Source organism: Aquiluna sp. (genome assembly GCF_965064355.1).
Genome location: NZ_CBCHRQ010000018.1, coordinates 1 through 19078, shown reverse-complemented (window position 1 = coordinate 19078; position 19078 = coordinate 1). Strand labels below are relative to the sequence as shown.

9 protein-coding genes and 2 tRNA genes are annotated in these 19078 nt (G+C 53.3%); 4 read left to right on the top strand and 7 right to left on the bottom strand.

Annotated features, from left to right (window positions below):
• From AC128V_RS03085 to AC128V_RS03070, 4 genes are all read left to right on the top strand, one after another.
• The coding region (locus tag AC128V_RS03085; RefSeq protein WP_482763213.1) for an alpha-mannosidase at positions 1-1827 on the top strand (1827 nt) is incomplete at its 5' end.
• Between the two features lie 16 nt (positions 1828-1843).
• Entirely contained in the window at positions 1844-4756 is a 2913-nt protein-coding gene (locus AC128V_RS03080; protein WP_482763212.1) for a glycoside hydrolase family 2 TIM barrel-domain containing protein, read from the top strand.
• Positions 4757-4773: 17 nt separating this feature from the next.
• Positions 4774-6033 (top strand): hypothetical protein, encoded by a 1260-nt coding sequence (locus AC128V_RS03075; RefSeq protein ID WP_482763211.1) that lies wholly within the window; start codon positions 4774-4776, stop codon positions 6031-6033.
• Positions 6034-6723, top strand: a complete 690-nt coding sequence (locus tag AC128V_RS03070; protein ID WP_482763210.1) for an SDR family NAD(P)-dependent oxidoreductase — start codon at positions 6034-6036, stop codon at positions 6721-6723.
• Here the strand turns inward: AC128V_RS03070 and AC128V_RS03065 are convergent.
• From AC128V_RS03065 to AC128V_RS03035, 7 genes are all read right to left on the bottom strand, one after another.
• The gene (locus AC128V_RS03065) at positions 6720-7811 is read right to left on the bottom strand and encodes a Gfo/Idh/MocA family protein (protein ID WP_482763209.1); all 1092 of its coding nucleotides are present in this window, start codon (positions 7809-7811) and stop codon (positions 6720-6722) included. The genes AC128V_RS03070 and AC128V_RS03065 overlap by 4 nt on opposite strands.
• Entirely contained in the window at positions 7808-8914 is a 1107-nt protein-coding gene (locus AC128V_RS03060) for a Gfo/Idh/MocA family protein (protein ID WP_482763208.1), read from the bottom strand. The genes AC128V_RS03065 and AC128V_RS03060 overlap by 4 nt, the downstream gene beginning before the upstream one ends.
• Entirely contained in the window at positions 8914-9654 is a 741-nt protein-coding gene (locus tag AC128V_RS03055; protein WP_482763207.1) for a sugar phosphate isomerase/epimerase family protein, read from the bottom strand. The genes AC128V_RS03060 and AC128V_RS03055 overlap by 1 nt, the downstream gene beginning before the upstream one ends.
• A gap of 253 nt (positions 9655-9907) precedes the next feature.
• Positions 9908-11626, bottom strand: coding sequence for a glycosyltransferase family protein (locus AC128V_RS03050; RefSeq protein ID WP_482763206.1), 1719 nt, complete (start codon positions 11624-11626; stop codon positions 9908-9910).
• 205 nt (positions 11627-11831) lie between these two features.
• A tRNA-Arg gene (locus AC128V_RS03045) sits at positions 11832-11904 on the bottom strand.
• Between the two features lie 77 nt (positions 11905-11981).
• Positions 11982-18740 (bottom strand): sortase, encoded by a 6759-nt coding sequence (locus tag AC128V_RS03040; protein ID WP_482763205.1) that lies wholly within the window; start codon positions 18738-18740, stop codon positions 11982-11984.
• Positions 18741-18957: 217 nt separating this feature from the next.
• Positions 18958-19049 (bottom strand) — tRNA-Ser (locus AC128V_RS03035).
• Between the last annotated feature and the right edge of the window lie 29 nt (positions 19050-19078).

The following is a 19078-nucleotide window of genomic DNA, read 5'->3' as shown; positions in this document are numbered from 1 at the left end:
CACACCTTCTGGTGGGAAGGCATCGATGGCACAAGAGTCTTCTCACACTTCCCCTCGGCAGACACCTACATCTCTGAACTCTCCGGTGAAGAGTTGGCTCACGCTGAGAAGAACTTCTCGGAAAAGGGTCGCGCGTCAATTTCGCTCGTGCCATTTGGTTGGGGCGATGGCGGCGGCGGACCAACCCGCGAAATGATAGCCGCGGCTTACCGCACCAGCGATCTCGAGGGTTCGCCAAAGGTGTCCATGGGAACGGCCGATGAGTTCTTCTCCCAGGCTCGAAGCGAGTATGCAAATGCTCCGGTCTGGCGAGGTGAGATGTATCTCGAACTGCACCGCGGGGTGTTGACCTCACAGCACAGAACCAAGCAGGGGAACCGTCGCAACGAGGGACTGCTGCGAGAGGCCGAGCTTTGGGCGAGCTATGCAACCCTCAGGGCAGGCAATACCTACCCAAGCGACAAGTTTGAAGAGATTTGGCAGAGCATTCTGCTGATGCAGTTCCACGACATTTTGCCTGGCACGGCTATCGCCTGGGTTTACAAAGAGGTTGAGAATCGGCACGCCGAGATCACCGGCGAGCTGCTCGAGATTATCAACTCATCGCTCAGCGCTTTGGCAAACGACCCATCAGCCGGCGCAGCGACGCAGACATTGACAGCGAATGCGATGTCGGTTGCACGAAATGGTGTTGCTGGGCTTGGCTTAGGCACACCAAGCACTCTCGCCAAAGCATCTTCAATCGTTCAGCAGGACGAATTTATAGTTCTCGAGAACGAAGAGTTGCGCGTGCGAGTTGATAGATCGGGTCGCATTGTGTCTCTGTGGTCTTTGGCAACAAATCGCGAGGCAATTGCACCCGGTATTCCCGCAAACGAGTTGCACCTGCACAATGACAACCCAACGCGCTGGGATGCTTGGGACATCGACGAACACTACCGAAACTCGAAGCAGGTGTTAGACGCTGTTGATCAGTTCGATGTTAGACAGCGAGCCGATGGCAGCGCGGTAATCGAAACCAAGCGCGTGCTCCGCTCTGCCTCGCAAAAAGCCAGCACGATTGTGCAAACCATTCGACTCGAGCCGGGTGCAAAGTCAATCGACATCGGTTTCGAAATTGATTGGCACGAGAACGAGAAAATGCTCAAGCTCGCTTTTCCGATTGACATTCACGCAGAGGAAGTCGCGGCAGAAACGCAGTTTGGTTTCGTCAAGCGCCCAACTCACGAAAACACAAGTTGGGATTTTGCCCGCTTCGAGTCCTGCCAACACAAATATCTCTATTTGAACGAGAAAGACTGGGGAGTTGCGATTGCCAACGACTCAACCTACGGATTTGACGTTCAACGAACCACCGAGGCCAACGGAGCAACAGTCACCAGCGTGCGTTTCTCACTGCTGCGCTCAACCAAGTTTCCAGACCCGGAAGCCGATCAGGGTAGGCACACGATGAATTTCAAGCTTCGCCCTGCGGCGACAATAGAAGACGCGGTGAGCCTGGGTTACGACCTAAACAACCCAGCGCGTCAGGTGCAGGGCAACCGAACGGTAGCGCCACTGGTGAATAGTTCTGCCGACCAGGTAGTTGTCGAGACTGTGAAGCTTGCCGAGGATGGCAGCGGTGACCTGATCGTGAGGCTCTATGAGTCGACGGGCGGTCGCGCCGACAGTCGAATCAGCTTTGCCGGGGTCGCCGAAGAGATTTGGCTTACCGATTTCTTGGAGCTGCCAACCTCAGCCGATCGGATCGCCGGTGACGCTATTGACTTGCAATTTAGGCCTTTTCAGGTGATCACACTGCGAGTTTCAGGACTTAAAATTGACTAGCCAGGGCGGCAAAACGATGATTCAACCACTGGAAAGTAGAGATCCGGGCTGGAACACCCTGCCACCCCGAGCTGCGCTTAGGACTGACGCCGCAACCACCAACCTCAACGGAATGTGGCGTTTTCGGTGGCTACCTCGGGTTGTTGACGCAAGCTCGGCACCAAAGTTTGACCAAGGTCACAACGAACTCATTCCGGTGCCGGCAAGTTTCGTCATGCCGCACCTCGACAAGTTTCTAAAGCAACCCCACGGTCTTCCCAGCTACACCAACGTCAACTACCCCTTTGCAATCGACCCTCCTTACCCGCCAGATCACAATGGCGTCGGTGAGTATCAGCGCGAGGTTAGCTGGGATGTGCCGCCGACCAGCGCGGTCTTGAGATTTGACGGTATCGAAGGTGCTGCCGACGTCTGGTGGAACGACGAATATCTGGGCTCTGTTCGAGGCAGTCGTCTCCCGAGCGAATTTGATATCAGCGGTCGCGCAAATACAAACAACATCCTCACGCTGCGCGTTTACACTTTCAGCGCTGCGTCATATCTTGAAGATCAAGATGAATGGTGGCTGCCGGGAATCATCCGCGACGTTTCGGTAATTGCTCGCCCAAAGCTTTCAATCGAAGATGTGGCCGTCGAAGCCGACTGGATTAACGGAGTAGCCAAACTTCGCGTGCGAGTGAAGACAAGTATTGCCGGCAGTGCAGTAAGCATGCAGCTGGTTGAAACCGATACGACTTTGCAGCACGGTCAAATTGCAACAATCGAAGCAGCAAAGCCCTGGACGGCCGAAACGCCAAACCTATATACGTTGCGGGTTAGCACTTCAATTGACAGTCAAGCCGGTGAAACCGTTGAGATAAAGGTCGGATTCAGAACCGTTGCAATTAAGGGAACGGTCTTTACCGTGAACAATGTGCCGATTCAACTTCGTGGAGTCAACCGACACGAGCACCACCCGCTATTTGGCCGCACTGTCGACGAAGACACGGTACGCAAAGAGTTGGCGCTTATGAAGCGCAGCAACATCAACGCGATTCGAACTTCGCACTATCCGCCATCGACTTTACTGCTGGATTTGGCAGACGAAATGGGTTTCTGGGTCATCGATGAGTGCGATCTAGAAACCCACGGATTCGGCAACGTTGGCTGGGTCGACAACCCAACCGACGACCCGAAATGGGAAGCCGCGATTGTTGACCGAGCGGTTCGAATGGTCGAGCGCGATAAGAATCACGCGAGCATCGTCATGTGGTCGCTTGGTAATGAGGCCGGGGTTGGCCGCAATTTAGGTTCGATGGCCAAGGCTATGAAGTTGATTGACGGCTCGAGACCGCTGCACTACGAGGGTGACCAAGACTGTGAGCACGTTGATGTGTGGAGCATGATGTATCCGCCGGTCTCTCACGTTGAGCAAGTTGGTCTCGGCACAGAAGAGCCACTCGAAGACCCAACGCTTGATGCACGCAGAAGAAACATGCCATTCGTGCTCTGCGAATATGCGCACGCCATGGGAACCGGTCCAGGTGGACTAACCGAGTACCAAGAACAGTTCGACAAACACCCTCGACTCATGGGTGGGTTTATTTGGGAGTGGTTAGAGCACGGCATCACAACAATCGAGAACGGCATCACCAAAACCAATTACGGTGGTGACTTCGGTGAACCACTTCACGACGGCAACTTTGTGATTGACGGGCTCGTTAGTTCGACTCGCGAACCACGCGCTGGGTTGCTCGACTTGGCCGCGGTTTACACCCCGGTATCGATGAGCTTGAACGACTCAGGTTCAGAACTCACCATGATCAGCCGACTCGACTTCATGGACACTTCGCACCTGAGTTTGCAGTGGAAGATTGAAAGCGAAAACAAAACTGTCGGCTCTGGCGTCATCGCCTACCAACCTCTCACCGCACGTGAAACCAGAGTTCTACGTTTTCCTGAAGAAGTTTCTGCAGGGCTGCAGCAGAACACCGGAGTGCTAACGGTTTGGCTCGCAAACGAAACAGCGAGCTGGGCAATTCCAGCCGGCTGGGTTGTTGCAAGCGCGCAGTGTGTTTCATCCCAAGGCGCATTGCAAGAATTACCGGTGACGACTTCGTCGCACTCTCTTTCTGAAGTTCTTGAAATTTGCAGAGAAACCGGAAGACCGGTTCGCATCGGCAAAACCCCTGTGGCCGATTGGGCAATCAGCCTGTGGCGAGCACCGACCGACAACGACCTCAGAACCGCGTGGCGAGAAGCCGCGTTTCCGGCCGCCGCCGAACGCTGGCGACTATTGGGACTTGACCGGCTCGTGTCTCGCCTGATTTCGATTGAGCAGGTTAGCGAAAGTCAAATAGCGGTAAAGACTCGGGTAGGTGCTGCCGCCACGAACGCTGCCGTCGACTGCACCTACACCTGGACCATGCAGCCAACTGGTCTCGAGCTGAAGCTTGATGCGATTCTCAACGAGCACTGGCCGGAAACTTGGCCTTCGCACTGGGCCAGAGCTGGCGTCGAGTTCACAATCTCGACCCCTTCAGATTCCGCTGTGCACTGGTTTGGTAAAGGGCCTTCGCCCGCCTATCCAGACACCGGGCAGGCCGCTAGGCTCGGCTGGTTCTCGTCGACCATCGAGGATTTGCAAGAGCGAACCGTGAGACCTCAGGAGTCGAGCCGCCGGGCATCGGTGTCTTCGGTTCAAATCGCTAACTCGCTCAAGGCCAGGTTCTCCTCGCCGGTCGGGCTGACCATCAGGCCTTGGTCGCCATACCAAGTTGCTAAGACTTCGCACGATCACTTCTTAGGCGCGAGCTCGACCGCCCATATTGTGTTCGACTTCGCCTGCTCTGGAGTTGGCACAGCCGCCTGCGGCCCCGGCGTCCTACCAAAGTACCAACTGCCCGCTCAGAACTTCTCGGGCCAAGTTTTGTTTGAGTTTGAAGGCTGATCGAAAGGGGAAGTCAAGTGAGCAACTACAGAGAAATCGAAACCGGTGTTGAAAACATCGTAGTTCGCCTGCACCAAACCGAACGCCAACTTTTCGGCAGTTTTATCGACTGCAACATGTCGACAGCCTGGGTTGGAGACAGGTTCAGAATCTTTCCCGGCAAGTACGGCGAAGACCCGGTGTGGGGTGACGGCAACGAACTCAAGTTTGGCGAAGGGTCAACAGTGAGCGAGACTTTTGCGCTTCCTCCAGAAGCCTTTGTACGCCCGGATCTTCCTAAGGTTGTAAAGCCGGAAGAAGACGGTTTGCACGGAGCCGTGTGGTTCGAGAGCATCTACCAATCACCGCATGATGCATCGGGTAGAACCCTCTACTCGCTTTATCACAACGAGAACTATCCGAGCACTTTGCTTTACAAACCTGAAACCGGCGAAGGCATGAGCGATGACAACTGGCCGCCGGGACTCCTAGGTGACTCTTCGATTCAAGCCGCACCAAGAATCGGAATCATGAAGTCGCTCGATGGTGGCGACAGTTGGAAGAACCTCGGAATCATTTTCGAAGACGGAAACGATCGAATGATCAGGCTTCCGATCAACAAGAACTACTGTTTCCCCGGTGGAGTGGGTGATCCGAGCGCCATTGCAAACGGAGAGTACCTATACGTGTTCTTCGGCGAGTATGCCTACCCCGGACCCTTCTCGCCTGAGACTTGGTCTTCAGCCGAAGAGGCATCCGGCCAGTGTGTGAGCGTGGGCCGCATCGCAATCGCAGACTTAGACAATCCAGAAAAGAAGGCAAAGCGCTGGGATGGCAAGGGTTTCAACGCGGATTGGAACGGCATCGGCCAGCCGATTAAGTCGCTGCAGATTGCCGCTGAAGATGGTGGTGGTGGTGTTTCTCAGGGCGATGAGCTTTACTACTGGGGTCCTTCGGTGAGTTGGAATGATGAGATTCAGTGCTGGGTAATGATGCTGGGTCGAGTAGACGGCCCATTCTGGGTTGGCGGCAAGCTCTACATGAGCATCAACCCCAACAGGGATCTGGGCGAGGCAGACAATTCGCAGAAGTGGTCCACCCCGGTTGAGATCGTCGATCGACCTGGCCACACACTGTGGTACCCGTCGCTACAACCGGACGACTCCGAGGAGTCGCTGGCGAAAAAGCGCACGTGCCTGAACCTTGGAAAGTTCTCGAAGCTATGGTTTAAGGACATGGCCGGTGACCAGCACTTGTATCTGAGTGACTACATCGTCGAGTTTGCAAGGAGGGCCTAGGTGTCGCAATCTATAAACCGCACCGCACTTATTACCGGAGGCATGAGCGGTCTCGGTGCGGCTGCCGCAACTCGACTCCGGGCAGACGGTGTAAAGGTGTTTACCGTTGACATAGCTGCCGGAGCTGATTTTCAAATCGATGTAACTAACCATGAAGCGGTGGCTAACCTACCAGAGCAATTGCCGCATATCGACATTCTGATTACTTCGGCAGGAATCGTCGGGCCAAACATCCCGCTTCTACAAACAACTGAAGACCAGTGGAAGTCAGTTTTTGAAATCAATGTTCTCGGCACAGCTTTGTTCATAAAGGCGTTTGCCCCATCGATGGTTGAAAATGGCTGGGGTCGAATCGTCACATTTGCGAGCATGGCCGCCAAGGATGGAAATCCAAACCTGTCGATTTACTCAGCAACGAAAGCCGCAGTCGTTGCGCTCACGAAGTCAGTCGGAAAAGAACTTGCAACCACCGGTGTGCTTGTCAACACGATTGCACCGGCTGTTATCGAGACGCCGATGAACAAGGACACCTCTAGCGAAGTGCTCGAGCGATTGACATCGCTGATTCCGATGAAGCGAATTGGTAAGGCTGAAGAAGTGGCCGAGCTAGTTGCCTGGTTGTGTTCAGACAAAGTCAGTTTCTCAACCGGTGCTGTCTATGACATCAGTGGCGGTCGCGCTACCTACTAGTGAATCTCGACCCAGGCGCCCTGTGCCGCTGAAAGCAGCACGGCTTCGGTGAGCACCGCGGCGCGAGTGCCATCCTCGAATACCGGCAGTCCGCTTGGTGACTGACCTTTCACTGCCTGCTCGACATCGCGCATAAACGACACAAACGCGTCGAAGTAGCCCTCGGGATGACCGGCGGGCAAAGCGGTAAGTCTCTTGGCATCGGCAGAAAGCAATGCTGGATCTCGCATGATTGTGCGGCTGCCATCCTGCAGGCCAATCCAAAGGCTCTCAGGGGTTTCCTGGTCGAAACGAAGAGACTCTGAGGTGCCGTGAAGCTCGACTGAAAGGCCATTCTTGTGCCCGGCAGCAACCTGAGAGACCATGAGGCTAACCGAGCCACCGCCGTCCAACCTGGCCAAAACCATAGCGATGTCCTCGGTAGATACTGTTTGTGCTGCTCTAGTCGAGTGTGCTGTGTCGATGGTTGCCACCAGTTTCACGATTCGCTGCCCCGAAATGAACTCAATCAAGTCGCAGAGGTGAATGCCGATGTCGGCAAATGCCCTTGACGCACCGCCCGATTGCTCGGCAACTCGCCAGTTTGTATCATTCGCATTCAAGAGCCAATCTTGCAGGTACTCGCCTTTGATGCTGAGGACTCGACCAAGGCTTCCAGACTCAACCCGGCTCCTGGCCTCTCTGACCATCGGATGGTACCGGTAGACGAAAGGAATAGCTCCCACTAATCCAAGCTCTCGAGCTTGTTTGGCCAATTTATCTGCGTCGGCGGCAGTTGTAGCAAGTGGTTTTTCGCAGACGACGTGTTTGCCGGCAGCTAGCGCGCGCTCGGTTAGTTCAACGTGGGAACTGTTTGGCGTGAGAATGTGAACAAGATTTACAGACTCGTCTGCTAGCAACTCTTCGTAAGTCGAATAGTAGTTTTCGATTACAAGTTCTTGCGCAGCGAGCTTGCTCTTTTGTGGGCTAGACGACAAGATGCCGCTCATCTTGATTCCCGCAGCGCGCAATGCTCTCGAGTGAACGCGACCCATAAATCCCGCACCCACGAGTGCGGCGACAACCTGGGTTTTTTCTGTCTGACTCACTGGCCCACACTGTTCCATGGATTGAAACCAACATCAACCAACTCTGGAGATTTGGTAGTCGATTCGATTTTCACGTTTTTGCCTGAAGTCGCGGCCTCTTCGAGTGCTTGCATAACCTCAACCACGTGAGCAGCGAGCTCGATGTCGGCCCTGGGACGCTTACCCTGAGCAATTGAGTGGATCATGTCGATAACGCCAACACCTCGCTGCATGACTTCGCCCACACATTCAATCTCTTCAGGCTCCCGACTCCCTGTGTCAATTCTGAAAAGTTGAAGCGAGCCGTAATGCATGTTTGGATCAGGTATAACCAGCGAACCCTCTGTGCCGTGAATCTCAAGAATTCCTTCTCTAGGCCTTGCGGTGTCGAAGCTAAAACTGCTCTGAGCGGTTTCGCCACCTGAGAAGTCAATCAGCGCCGACACGTTCGTTGGCACTTCAATCGGAAACTTTTCGCCTTGCCTTGGCCCAGAACCAACAACGCCGAAGTCGCGTGCCTGTGATGAGCGAGCCACCACCTGAGACACCGGCCCCAGGGCGCAGACCAGCGCAGTCAAATAGTAAGGACCCATGTCAAAGATTGGCCCGCCGCCTTTGGCATACAGAAAGTCAGGGTTGGGGTGCCAGCTCTCGGGCCCACAGACTTCGAATGCGGTGGTCGCACCGGTGACCTTGCCGATTCTGCCTTCTCTGATCAATCGCAATCCCGTTTGAATGCCGGGGCCGAGAAAAGTGTCGGGCGCACATCCCACCTCTCGACCGCTTTGTTTTGCCTGCTGCCTGATTCGTCCGGCAGCGAGCTTGTCCAGCGCCAGTGGCTTCTCGCTCCACACGTGCTTACCGGCCTTCAGCGCTGCAACGGTTACCTGCTCGTGCGCCTTGGGAATCGTCAAATTGACAATCAGCTCGATGTCATCGCGTGCCAGCAACTGTTCGGGCGTGCCAAAACTTGCAATTCCATATTGCTTAGCTCGTTGCTCGCTTCGAGAAACATCTAGATCGGAAACCATCTCAACCGAGACAGACTTCGCCTGCGTTAGGTTCTCCAGATACTGTTCACTGATAACACCGGCACCAATTAGGCCAATCTTCATTGCGTTCATTAGTTGAACCCCTTCTCTTTGAGATAGTTCAGCGAACCGGCAACACCCTCGAAAATATCTCCACTGTATTCATCGAATTCGACAACCAGACGAGCGCTTGGCGCTTGGCTTGCGCAGGCTAAAACATCAACCGATCCCTTGCCGAGAGAAACCTGGTCCCTCACATGCCCATCCATCGGTGCGTCTTTTGCGTGAAGTGCAACAACTCGACCATCCAGCTGTTTCAAAACATCAAGCGGGTCAACGTTGGCGACCTGACACCAGAACAAATCAATCTCAAAGACGACATCTTGCGAAACCATGCTCGCGAGAGCCAACAGCGCAGGCACTCCGCGAACTTCGTTTCTCAACTCATGGTCATGATTGTGATAACCAATCTTGATGCCGTGCGGTGCAGCCAGCTCGGCTGCAGCCGACAGCTGATCAGCTAGCCGCAGAATGTTAGATTCGCTCTGAAAGATTTCCTCCGGTTGATACGGGTCAATCAGAACAGTCGTGCCCAGTTCGAGGGCCGCCTTGATTGCCGCTTCGGGATTTAGCAGAACATCACCGTGAGCGGTTGGGGCAGTCAGTCCGACGCTAGAAAGTGCCGTGCTCAATTTGTTCAGATTTGCTGGCAGCCCAAAGGGTTCGACAGCACGAAAACCTAGTTCTGCCAGGCGGGCCAGCGTGCCGTCGAAGTCACGCTCGAGCTGGTCTCGAACTGTCCAAAGCTGAATCGAATTCTCTGGTCTTGCCATCTGACACGCTCTTTCGAATCTGGTATTTCCCTAATTGTATGATGAAAGCAAATTCATTAGACGCACTAATCAGGCACGACAGTGAAATTCGCAGACTCGTTGCTTCTTACCAATGACGAAACCCAGCCATCTAGGTAGACGCTGGGCTTTGGTGCGCTTGGAGGGACTCGAACCCCCAACCTTCTGATCCGTAGTTATGTTTCAGTACGTTTCATAAATCCCACGAGCTCTTGAACCTGGGTGAGCCTAGAATCTAACCATCAAGTCCCACTACGTAGAGAATTTCTCCTCCAGTTGTTATCTCTACTCGAACAGACCAAGTCTGGTTCACAAACGTCGCTCGATACACCGACGAAGAGCTTTCAGTATCAGAGCGCAATTCGAATCCTGCTTCAGCAAAACTTTGAATAGCTCTTGCTTTCGCTTGGCCGGGTTGCTTTGCTTGTACTTTTACCACCCATGAGTCTGCCCCTGGGCTTATACCCAGCAACACCTCGCCTGAAAGTAGCGGGATGCCTATTGGAAAATCTGCTGGCACGCTCGCTGGGGCCGCCTCAATCACCGGTCTAATCTGGGATAAGGCAAAATTATTGGACTGGTAAATGACTGCACCGGTAGGAATGCTTGAGACTAAATCTCCTTTAGTGTCACTGGGTGATTCAGACGCATCCTTTTTAGGGGAATAACTCTCTATGCCGTAGTTACCATATGTTGTACTGGGATATTTTTGTCTCAGAACATAAACATTCTGATATTCAGCGGCGACTTCTGACGAATAGTAACTCGTCTCAATCACTTTTGTCTTTAGTTCCCAAGCGACTAAATATTCAAGACCATGGTCTGCGACCACAACAGAATTATCGGGTAACTCTACTGTCTTCATTAGTGAAACGAATTCGCGGTAGCGATCTGGTGTCGTGACATAGAATTTTCCTCCTGCCGGCAGCGCGATGAGACTCATGGCGATCGTTAGAGCTGCTGCAGATCTGAGAAGAAACGTAACCGGTGTTATTTGCACCTTTCCAATCAAGACGGTAAAAGCTAGCAAAAGAGGGACGAACGACAGAGCAACGAACCTGGCTGCCCATTCTTGGCCTATGAGAGGTGATGAGAAAAATCCTGCCGCCGTCAGATTAGCGGCAAGAAACTTTAGGGTCGAAACGTCAAACTTATCTCTATTTTTGTAGGCAACCCAAGCCAGCAAAACTGCACCAAACTGACCGGTAATGAGCGCAAAATTTAAGGAATCCAAAAAATAGGTTTGCTTCAAACTTAAAATCGCTGGATTTTGAAAAAAAGCAAGAGGGTTCAAAACTAATCCCATCAGCTTTTCGAATCTCGCGGGAACAAAGTAGTTGAGCAAAATAGACGCGCCGATTCCAGCTGAAAGCGCGACCCCCACACTGATCAAAACAAACCTGCGGCTCTTATTGATCAGTTGAAGTACTAGCCAAATAAAACAGATAGCCAAGGAAAGAATTAGAGTTCCGAAATGGGTGAAGGCAAGAAGTGTCTGGGTCAAAACCAAGCTGATGATTGAAACGCGTTTGGGCCAATGGTTCCACTTAGTCAATATGAGGCCAGTAACGAATACAAGTGGAATCGCTGCCTCGTTTTTTATGAAATCACCTGTTAGAAAGAACAGCTGCACAGGATGAAGAAGCACCATAAGGACCACTAATGCCGGCAGCCACACCTGCTTGGTATTCCTAAGCATGAAGAAAATAGGGATAGCACTCAGCGCAGGTAAAATCGCGTCTGTGAGACGAACCCCGAGCTTGATGTCTCCAACACACCAGGCAAAGAAACCCTGTATTACGAAGATAAGCGGCACATCAGGAAAAGCCAGCTGCCCCTGCTCCATAAGCTTTCTCACTTGGACCCAGTAGTAAGCGCCATCAAGCCCAGGGAGAAGGGCTCCAGATGTAAGAGAGAGTTTTGCTGCAACCCCTATGACCATCGCAAGTGCCACTAGGAGGAGAGAACTGTGCCCTTTTACCCAAGGGATCAATCCTCGAATCATGGAGTTACCTATTCTCTCCGAAAAGCACACCGAAAACTAAGTGATTAAACACACACTAGCCCAGTTCTTAGAGCTTTGATTCTCGCAATTTCAAGGAGAACAGCTCACCTTAAAAGTAAAAACCCGAGAAGTTGTGAAGGCTTCTCGGGTTTAGTGCGCTTGGAGGGACTCGAACCCCCAACCTTCTGATCCGTAGTCAGATGCTCTATCCGTTGAGCTACAAACGCTTGGGTAACGAGGAGAGAGCCTATCGGATTTCCCAGAATCTCAAAAGCCCCGATTCACTATCCAGCTACTAGTCTCTCTAGTCGATTAGCTCAAACCAGACGATTAGCCTGTCAGCGTTTACGTCTCCCGAGGTGCAGGTCTGCAGGGTCAGGATTGAATCTGAACTTGGCTTCACGGTCAGCCCCTGTGGCTTAGGAAGCAATACGCCAACAAACGATGGCTTGACATACTTCTTAGCCAGGTAGCGATAGTTGAAGGTTCCCTTGGCCGTCTTGACGGTAACGATGTCACCCTTTTGGAAGGTGTGAAGATTCTTGAAGATTGCCCCTGAACCCAGCCTGTGGCCAGCAACCGCGAAGTTTCCGGCTTCACCCGGCAACTGGGTCATCGAGTAGTGTCCTAGCCCCAGTGGGTTTAGAACGTTCTTGACGCTGGTTCCCTCGTAAATCTTGTGGGACCAATTAGCGCCAAGTCGCTTTGCGGTGATGGTTGCAACGTAGTCACCCTCCATCAGCTTCTTTGGCAGGGTTGGTGGCTTAGACGAGGCAGTGGCGGCTGGCTTTGGCCCGACACCGGTGTAGACCAATACCTCTGGCATCGGTGGAGCCGCAATGCTCACCTTGATGATGGACTCGGTCTGCTGCTCTAGCTCATCGAAGATGACATAGGAGATCTTTGTGCTGCCGTGCCAGTTCCAGTTCGGGGTAAACGTCACGAGGCTAGAACCGGATTGAATGCTCCATTTACCCTGCGGCGTGGAAACAATCTGCAGACCTTCCACGCGCTGCACATTCACGCAACTACCCGTACACAGAACAATCGAAGTCGACGACAACGTCGCACTTCCCGGCTTGTCATTTGCAGCTGGGCGGAACGAAGTCGACTGATTGAGTAGACCCTTCTTCACGTCAACATAGGCCTTTGGAGGCAATACCGGCTCTGGCTCAACTGGAATCTCAGGGATCACAATTGGAGGAGGCTCTGGCGCTGGAGGAGGTGGAGCATACAAAGGCAATACAGTCGGAGTGATCTTGGAGTGAGCCGTCACGCCGGTGGTGTCTGTGACCTGGTAGCGAACCCACTGCGCAACACCGGAGAAGGTAGCGCCAGGCTGGAAGTTGACGTGACCTGAGTAGGTGTCAACCGTGTAGACGCCATCCGACACCGTAACAACCAAGGCTGAACAGCTTGGTGGTGTTTCAGCAGGGCTGGCGTTTGGATCGCAGAGTGCAACCGTTGCGACATTGAAGGTTTGACCTTGAGTCGCTGCGTCATTGTTCAGGGCGCGAATCATCTGCGCAGTCCCGTAAGGACCAGTTGAGGTATCGGGCGATGCGGTAGCTGGCAGCGGTAGATCAACTGCCGGGGTGTAGGTGGTTGCTGCCTTCTGACCGTAGTTATCTGCAACCGAGTAGGTGATAGGTGATGCGGTTCCGGTGAAAGAAGACAGCGGAGTAAAGCTGATCTGACCGGAGGCAGTATTGACGGTGTAGGTTCCTTCGCCTGCGACAACCAGTGTGGTGGCAGAACAAGATGGTGCAGTATCTCCTGCGGCGCAGATTCGAATCGATGAGGTGACAAGGTTCGCACCAGTATCTGAAATGTCATTGGTTACAACGGTCTTGGTCTGGGATTGGTTGTAAAGACCTGAGGAGGTGTCTGGTGATGCCGTTGGCGGTGCAGGGTTGCCTAGGGTGGCAACAATCTGAGGACAGTTAGCGCCGTCGTTGTTCTCAATTAGAAGGCCATTACCGCTTGCGACCTTCTTGGCACTAGGAGTCGAGGTTGTGTAGCCGTCGATCTCGTATATGTCACCGTTTCTATTCAAGGAGAAGAGCAGGTCACCACTCAGGTTGGTAAATGCCCCTCCCCAAATGGCTCGAGTCGAGGTTTCATTGGTGGTTCCAATTTTGAGAGGTATTCCATTAACCGTTTTTGTGGTGACGCTCCAGGTCGAAGTCCCATTGGTCTGAACAGTAATTAGCCTGCTGGCATCAGCGGTTAGGTAGTAAAGCTTTCCGTCAATTGCAACCGTGTCTCCGGCACGCCTATCTTCCAGAGCCGTTCCCGCATAACCGGTAAGTGTCTTAGCGGAGACCTCCTTGGTCTGGACGTCAATGACGTGCCAGAAGCCATCATTGAAGGCAACCACCATCTTGTTCGGCTCTAAGAAGTAGCCAACGTTGTATACCCCGCCAGCGCCAGGGTCCGTCAAAGCAAGAGCCCCGAGATTTATAACCGTGCCATCCCCATGAACTCGCAATAGCTCGCGAGAGGAGTTGACTGCATACATGTAGTTGTCTGCAGGGTTGTAGGCAAGAGCGTTGTAGCCAAACGTCTGCGACGGGCCAACCTGCAGATAGGTGCCCGTGGTTCTTTCAAGCACTCTCAAGGTGGTTGCCGTGGTTGTGCCCATGGACTGATAGAGATCTGCAGTACAAGCAAAGGTCATTCCTGCAACTTCGATGTAGATCTTGGCATTGGTGACCTGATCCAAGTCATCAGACACCGCATAGCTGACAGGGGTTGCACTACCAAAGAATGTAGAGAGTGGATTGAAGGTAACCGCACCGGTTACTTGATTGACGGTGTAGGTTCCTTCGTTTGGAACAGTGAGCGTGGTCAGGGTGCAGCTGGTTGGCACATTTAGCTCATCCGAACACAGTCGCACAGAGGTTGGATCAAGGTCCGCAAGATTGCCTCGATAGTCGTTTGCCAAGACATTGATGGTTTGGTTTACGTCGAAGCTTCCCGTTGAGTAGTCATCTCGAGCCAGCGGCACATTGCCAATCACATCAGGGGTGTAGGTGCTCGTGACGATGTTTCCGTTGGTATCGGTGACTTGATAGCTCAACGGTGCTGGTGTGCCGGAGTAGTCATTTGCAGGCATGAAGGAAACCACACCCTGCGCGCTAATCGAGTAGGTTCCCACACCAGAAACAGAGATCGACTGCCCAGGTGCAACGGTACAGTTTGGCGCTACCTGAGCCGGTGAGGTGTTTGGGTTACAGAGCCTTACAGAAGAAGCCACCAGCGGGTATGAGACACCGGTAGAGGAGGACGCAACCGTGTCATTTGCCAACAGGTTCTTGGTCTGCAAAGTGTTTAGTGGGCCATTGCTGGTATCGGCGTAGGCAGTTGGTCTTGGTACCTGGTTACAGCTGGCTCCATCTGAGTCAATGTAGCTGTAGTCCCCTAGGTCATAGCGGTAGACAGCCGCAGCGCTCAAAGAGTGGGTATCTGCATTTGGTGCCGTGTAGTAGGCACGAGTTCCAGTGTTCTTGATGCTGTTGAGGGTTAGCTCACCAAAACCATTGACGTAAATTTCACCGCTGTTTCCGTTACTAGGGAATGCACCCGAAATTGCAACCGAGGACCAGGTGTAGTCAGGCGCGGCATCCTTGGTGATTTTGAAGTAAGTTGTGCCGTTTGAAAGGTAGAACTTACCCCCAAAGAAAGCCATGTCAGATGCGTTGTTTGGACCGGTTCCAGTGATAGTCACGGTCGTCGCAATTTTGCTTGAAATGCTAATCGAGTAGAAAGGCGTGCTGCCTGAAGGCTTGACCACCAAGTTTCCAGCATCGTCGAAATCACCACCAACCACTGCGGAAAGGTTTGCAACTGTAACGCCAGTGATTGCACCCTTGTCCTCGATAGTGCCGTCGCTCTTGATCATTGCCAGGTTTCCAGCGGTCAGACCATCTCCGGTTTTAGTAACAACGCCATACAAGAAGCCATCCGCTGGATTGCGTCCAATCGCCCCAATTGTGCCGGCAGTGGCCTTAGTACCAATCGCGTACTTGGTAGCGGGGTTATTTGATGGGTCTTGCCTCCAAAGCTGGCGCTCGGAGTAGAAGTAAAGGTTCGCATCACACAGGAAGGTGCCGGCAGTTAGGGCCGTCACTGTCAACTTGGCATCAGTGTTCTTCATCAAGCCGGTCGAGGTCACATTCTGACCGTTGTTGACGTACTCGCCGACACTCGATGCCTTCACAGCCACCGTGAAGCTACACGCAGCCAGCGACGATCCCATGCCGGTGTTCACAACCGAGAACTGGTTTCCGGTCGCCGAAACGGTGTAACCGGCCTGGTTCGTGACACAGTCCGTGGTCACATTCGCCGGTGTTGCGATGGTCAGGCCAGATGGCAAAGTATCCGTAAACGACAGGCTCGACTTCGCAGTTGAGTCTGCCTTAGTGATCGAGAAGATCAGGGTCGCAACTTGGCCTGGCGCCACCGTGGCCGGTTCAAACTTCTTGGTTAGCTGCGGCGTCGATAAATACAGGGCATTGACCACACCCGCCTTCACCGAGCCAGATATTGTGACCACATTCGAAGAGAGTGTCGATGGGGCACCGGCATCGGTTGTGGTTCCGCTACCTCCGGTTGTGACGGTAGAGGTATTTACGTTAAAAGCGTTGGTGTCAGAGAAGACGACTCGGAAGCCCCCAAAGATCAGGTTCGAGAAGGTGTATCGACCGTCTGCGTCAGTGAACTGCTGAACTGGAGTCCCCACCTTGCTGGCATCTGGCCAACCGGCTGGGTAATTCAAGGTGTTTCCGTTTGAGTCCTTAAGGGACACTAATGCCCCGCTCACGGGGTTGGTCCCGACTAAGGCCCGGCCGGATATCTGGCCGCCATCACACTGGGCTAGCAGCGTCGCACCGATGTTGATTGTCTTCACATCGGGATCGAGAACCGTAGGTGAGTTGGTAGACGAGAAGGCGGTTCCGGAGGCCGTAACCGTTGTGGTTCTCGGCCCAAGCATTGAATTGTCGTAGGTCGGTGCCACACATGCCAAAGCCGCGGTCGGAGTTAGGCAGAGCTGAGGCGAGCCACCTACTGCGGTGACTCTGGCCCGCACCTCACCAAATTCAGTTCTTCCCGTGAAAGAGACGGTGAAGGTTGGTGTCTGCCCAGTGTCGCTAACTAAGAGGGTTGCCAGATCAACAAATCCAGCATTGATGGGTACGTTTGCCCAGCCTGAGATAGTGCTGCCGGATGAATTCTTTACGGTTAGGGTTGCCGCGGTGTATGAGAAGGATGCGGTTAGTGCGAAAGACTTCCAAGCTTGCAAGGCATCAGCGGCCGAGCAGGCCATGCGCGGAACAGCAGCACCGGCATCAAAGACTGCCGTTGGGGCAGGCATGGCGCAGTTGCCCTGCTGGGCGGTGTAGGCATCGTAGGTCTGGATGATTCCGTCGTGTGAGTTTGACCAGATGCAGAAGGGGTTAGTTGGGTCAACATTGATCTGGTAGTTGCTGTCTGCAACACCGGAAGCTGTCCAGTTTTTACACCAGGTGTCTAGGGCGAAGTCCCAGCAATAAATCTTTCCAGCGCCACCGACAGCCCAGTTCGAGTTTCCCCAGTAGAGGCGAGAACCAGCCTGTGGCATGTAGGTGGAATAGGCATCGTAGGTCGCCGCATAAGTTGCAGCCAACCTTGTCTTGAAGTTGGAAGTCAGACTGGAGGTGACATTGTTACCGCTAGCATCAAAACAAGTTGGTTCCGTTTCAATTGCGACGAAACAAGCGGCGGCGACATTGCCTTGGCTGTCAGGTAGCTTGAAGAACCTGGTGGCTTTGTTTGTAATAGTTCTTGCGTTTGTCCAACCTGGGCAAGCTTCTTGGGTAGCGGCAACGACACACACGGCCTTTGCATTGTTACCCGCCGATCCGTAAATGCGTCCGCCCCACTCACCAACCACTGGTCGCCAACGGTTCACCGAAGAGGCGACATTTGTGATTCCAGCAAAAGCAATGCTTCCTGAAATTGAAGGGTTGTTGGCATCTGAACAGGCCCCGCCAGCGCCTGAGTTGAGGCGGATGTCGACACAGATAAAGTCACCGGTTGCGGTCTGCCAGGTGTAGAGCTTGCCGCCGGATTGCGCAATTCCTCCGGTGCAGTCATAGAGGCGGTTTGACGAAGTCCCGGAGACACATTCAGTGCCCGGGATATTCTGCGAGCTTCCACCGGAGATAAATGCTGACTCAGCAGTGCCGCCACACCATTTATTCGTGAGGGTTAGATCCGATACTCGGATACAAGCAAACCCAACCTGGTTTACGCCGTTAGCCGAGTAAACAGTTGGGAACCAAATCTCTTTGTCTACTGAGTCATACCAACCGGTTGACTGCTCGCTGGTGTGCATGGTGAAGACAGGCGCGGAGCTGGAAACAACTCGGTAAGGCCAAGTGCCATTGCAACGCTCACCGGTGCGCTTGAAACAGTCAACGCTTTGGTTGCTGCCGGATCCGTTGTGATGCCAGATGTTGAAGAGATTTCCGGCGTCATCAAAGAAAACATCCCAACCATCACCGCTGGAACCAGAGGTACTTGGGAAGGAGCCGGAAGTTGGCTGAGCTGCATTCGCATCCGTTGCTGCAATCTGTCGGCCCTGGGAATCAGGGCCCTCGCTGATTAGGTCGCCCTTGGCTTTCACGTGAGTAACCGCGGCCCAACCAGCAGGAGTTGTGGGTGCGTTGTAGGTCCAGTTTGTGCCATCAGTTGAGTAGTAAATAACCCAACCAGCCGGAGCAATGATGTCTGATGCGGAACTGAGTTTTAGCTCAGAGCCAATTGCCTGAACTATCTCCTGGTTGGTTGTTCCAGGGTCTGAGATCGGTGCGGTTGCAGTGAGGTCGATCTTGCTACCCGGGGCAACTTCGGTTGCAGTGGCTGCAGATCCGGGCGTGTAGTCCACAGTAAGGGACATAGTCGCACCTGATGCGAGCTGAGAGCTGGTGATTACAAGCCCAAGAGCTAGGGCTGAGACTCCAAATAGTCTGAGAATCTTCGAGCGCGCTGAACGCAGTGAATCAACGCTGATCGACATTCCACCCCTACCATTTGCCTAAACGATTGGGATAAGTCTGTTAGCAGGGTTTATCCGGACATTCGTTTGGTGCCCCACTGGGAACGCAATTGGCAACACCGCACCCTTAGGGGTGGATAAGTAAATAGAGCTTCCTTTTTGTCCCTATAAAGAACAGACTTTTGGGCTAACTCGTTTGCCCGAGATTGGGCTGAAAGAGAATTCAGAGACTTATGAGCGGAGACGAGAGGATTTGAACCTCCGAGGGGCTTTTAAAACCCCTACCTCATTAGCAGTGAGGCGCACTCGACCGGGCTATGCGACGTCTCCAAGTAGCCGCATTAGCCTACTAGGAAATT

What these genes read in the sequence shown, in the direction of transcription:
- AC128V_RS03080 (WP_482763212.1), top strand. Translation starts at nt 1,844, where the DNA reads ATGATTCAACCACTGGAAAGTAGAGATCCGGGCTGGAACACCCTGCCA.
- AC128V_RS03055 (WP_482763207.1), bottom strand. Translation starts at nt 9,654, where the DNA reads ATGGCAAGACCAGAGAATTCGATTCAGCTTTGGACAGTTCGAGACCAG.
- AC128V_RS03060 (WP_482763208.1), bottom strand. Translation starts at nt 8,914, where the DNA reads ATGAACGCAATGAAGATTGGCCTAATTGGTGCCGGTGTTATCAGTGAA.
- AC128V_RS03040 (WP_482763205.1), bottom strand. Translation starts at nt 18,740, where the DNA reads ATGTCGATCAGCGTTGATTCACTGCGTTCAGCGCGCTCGAAGATTCTC.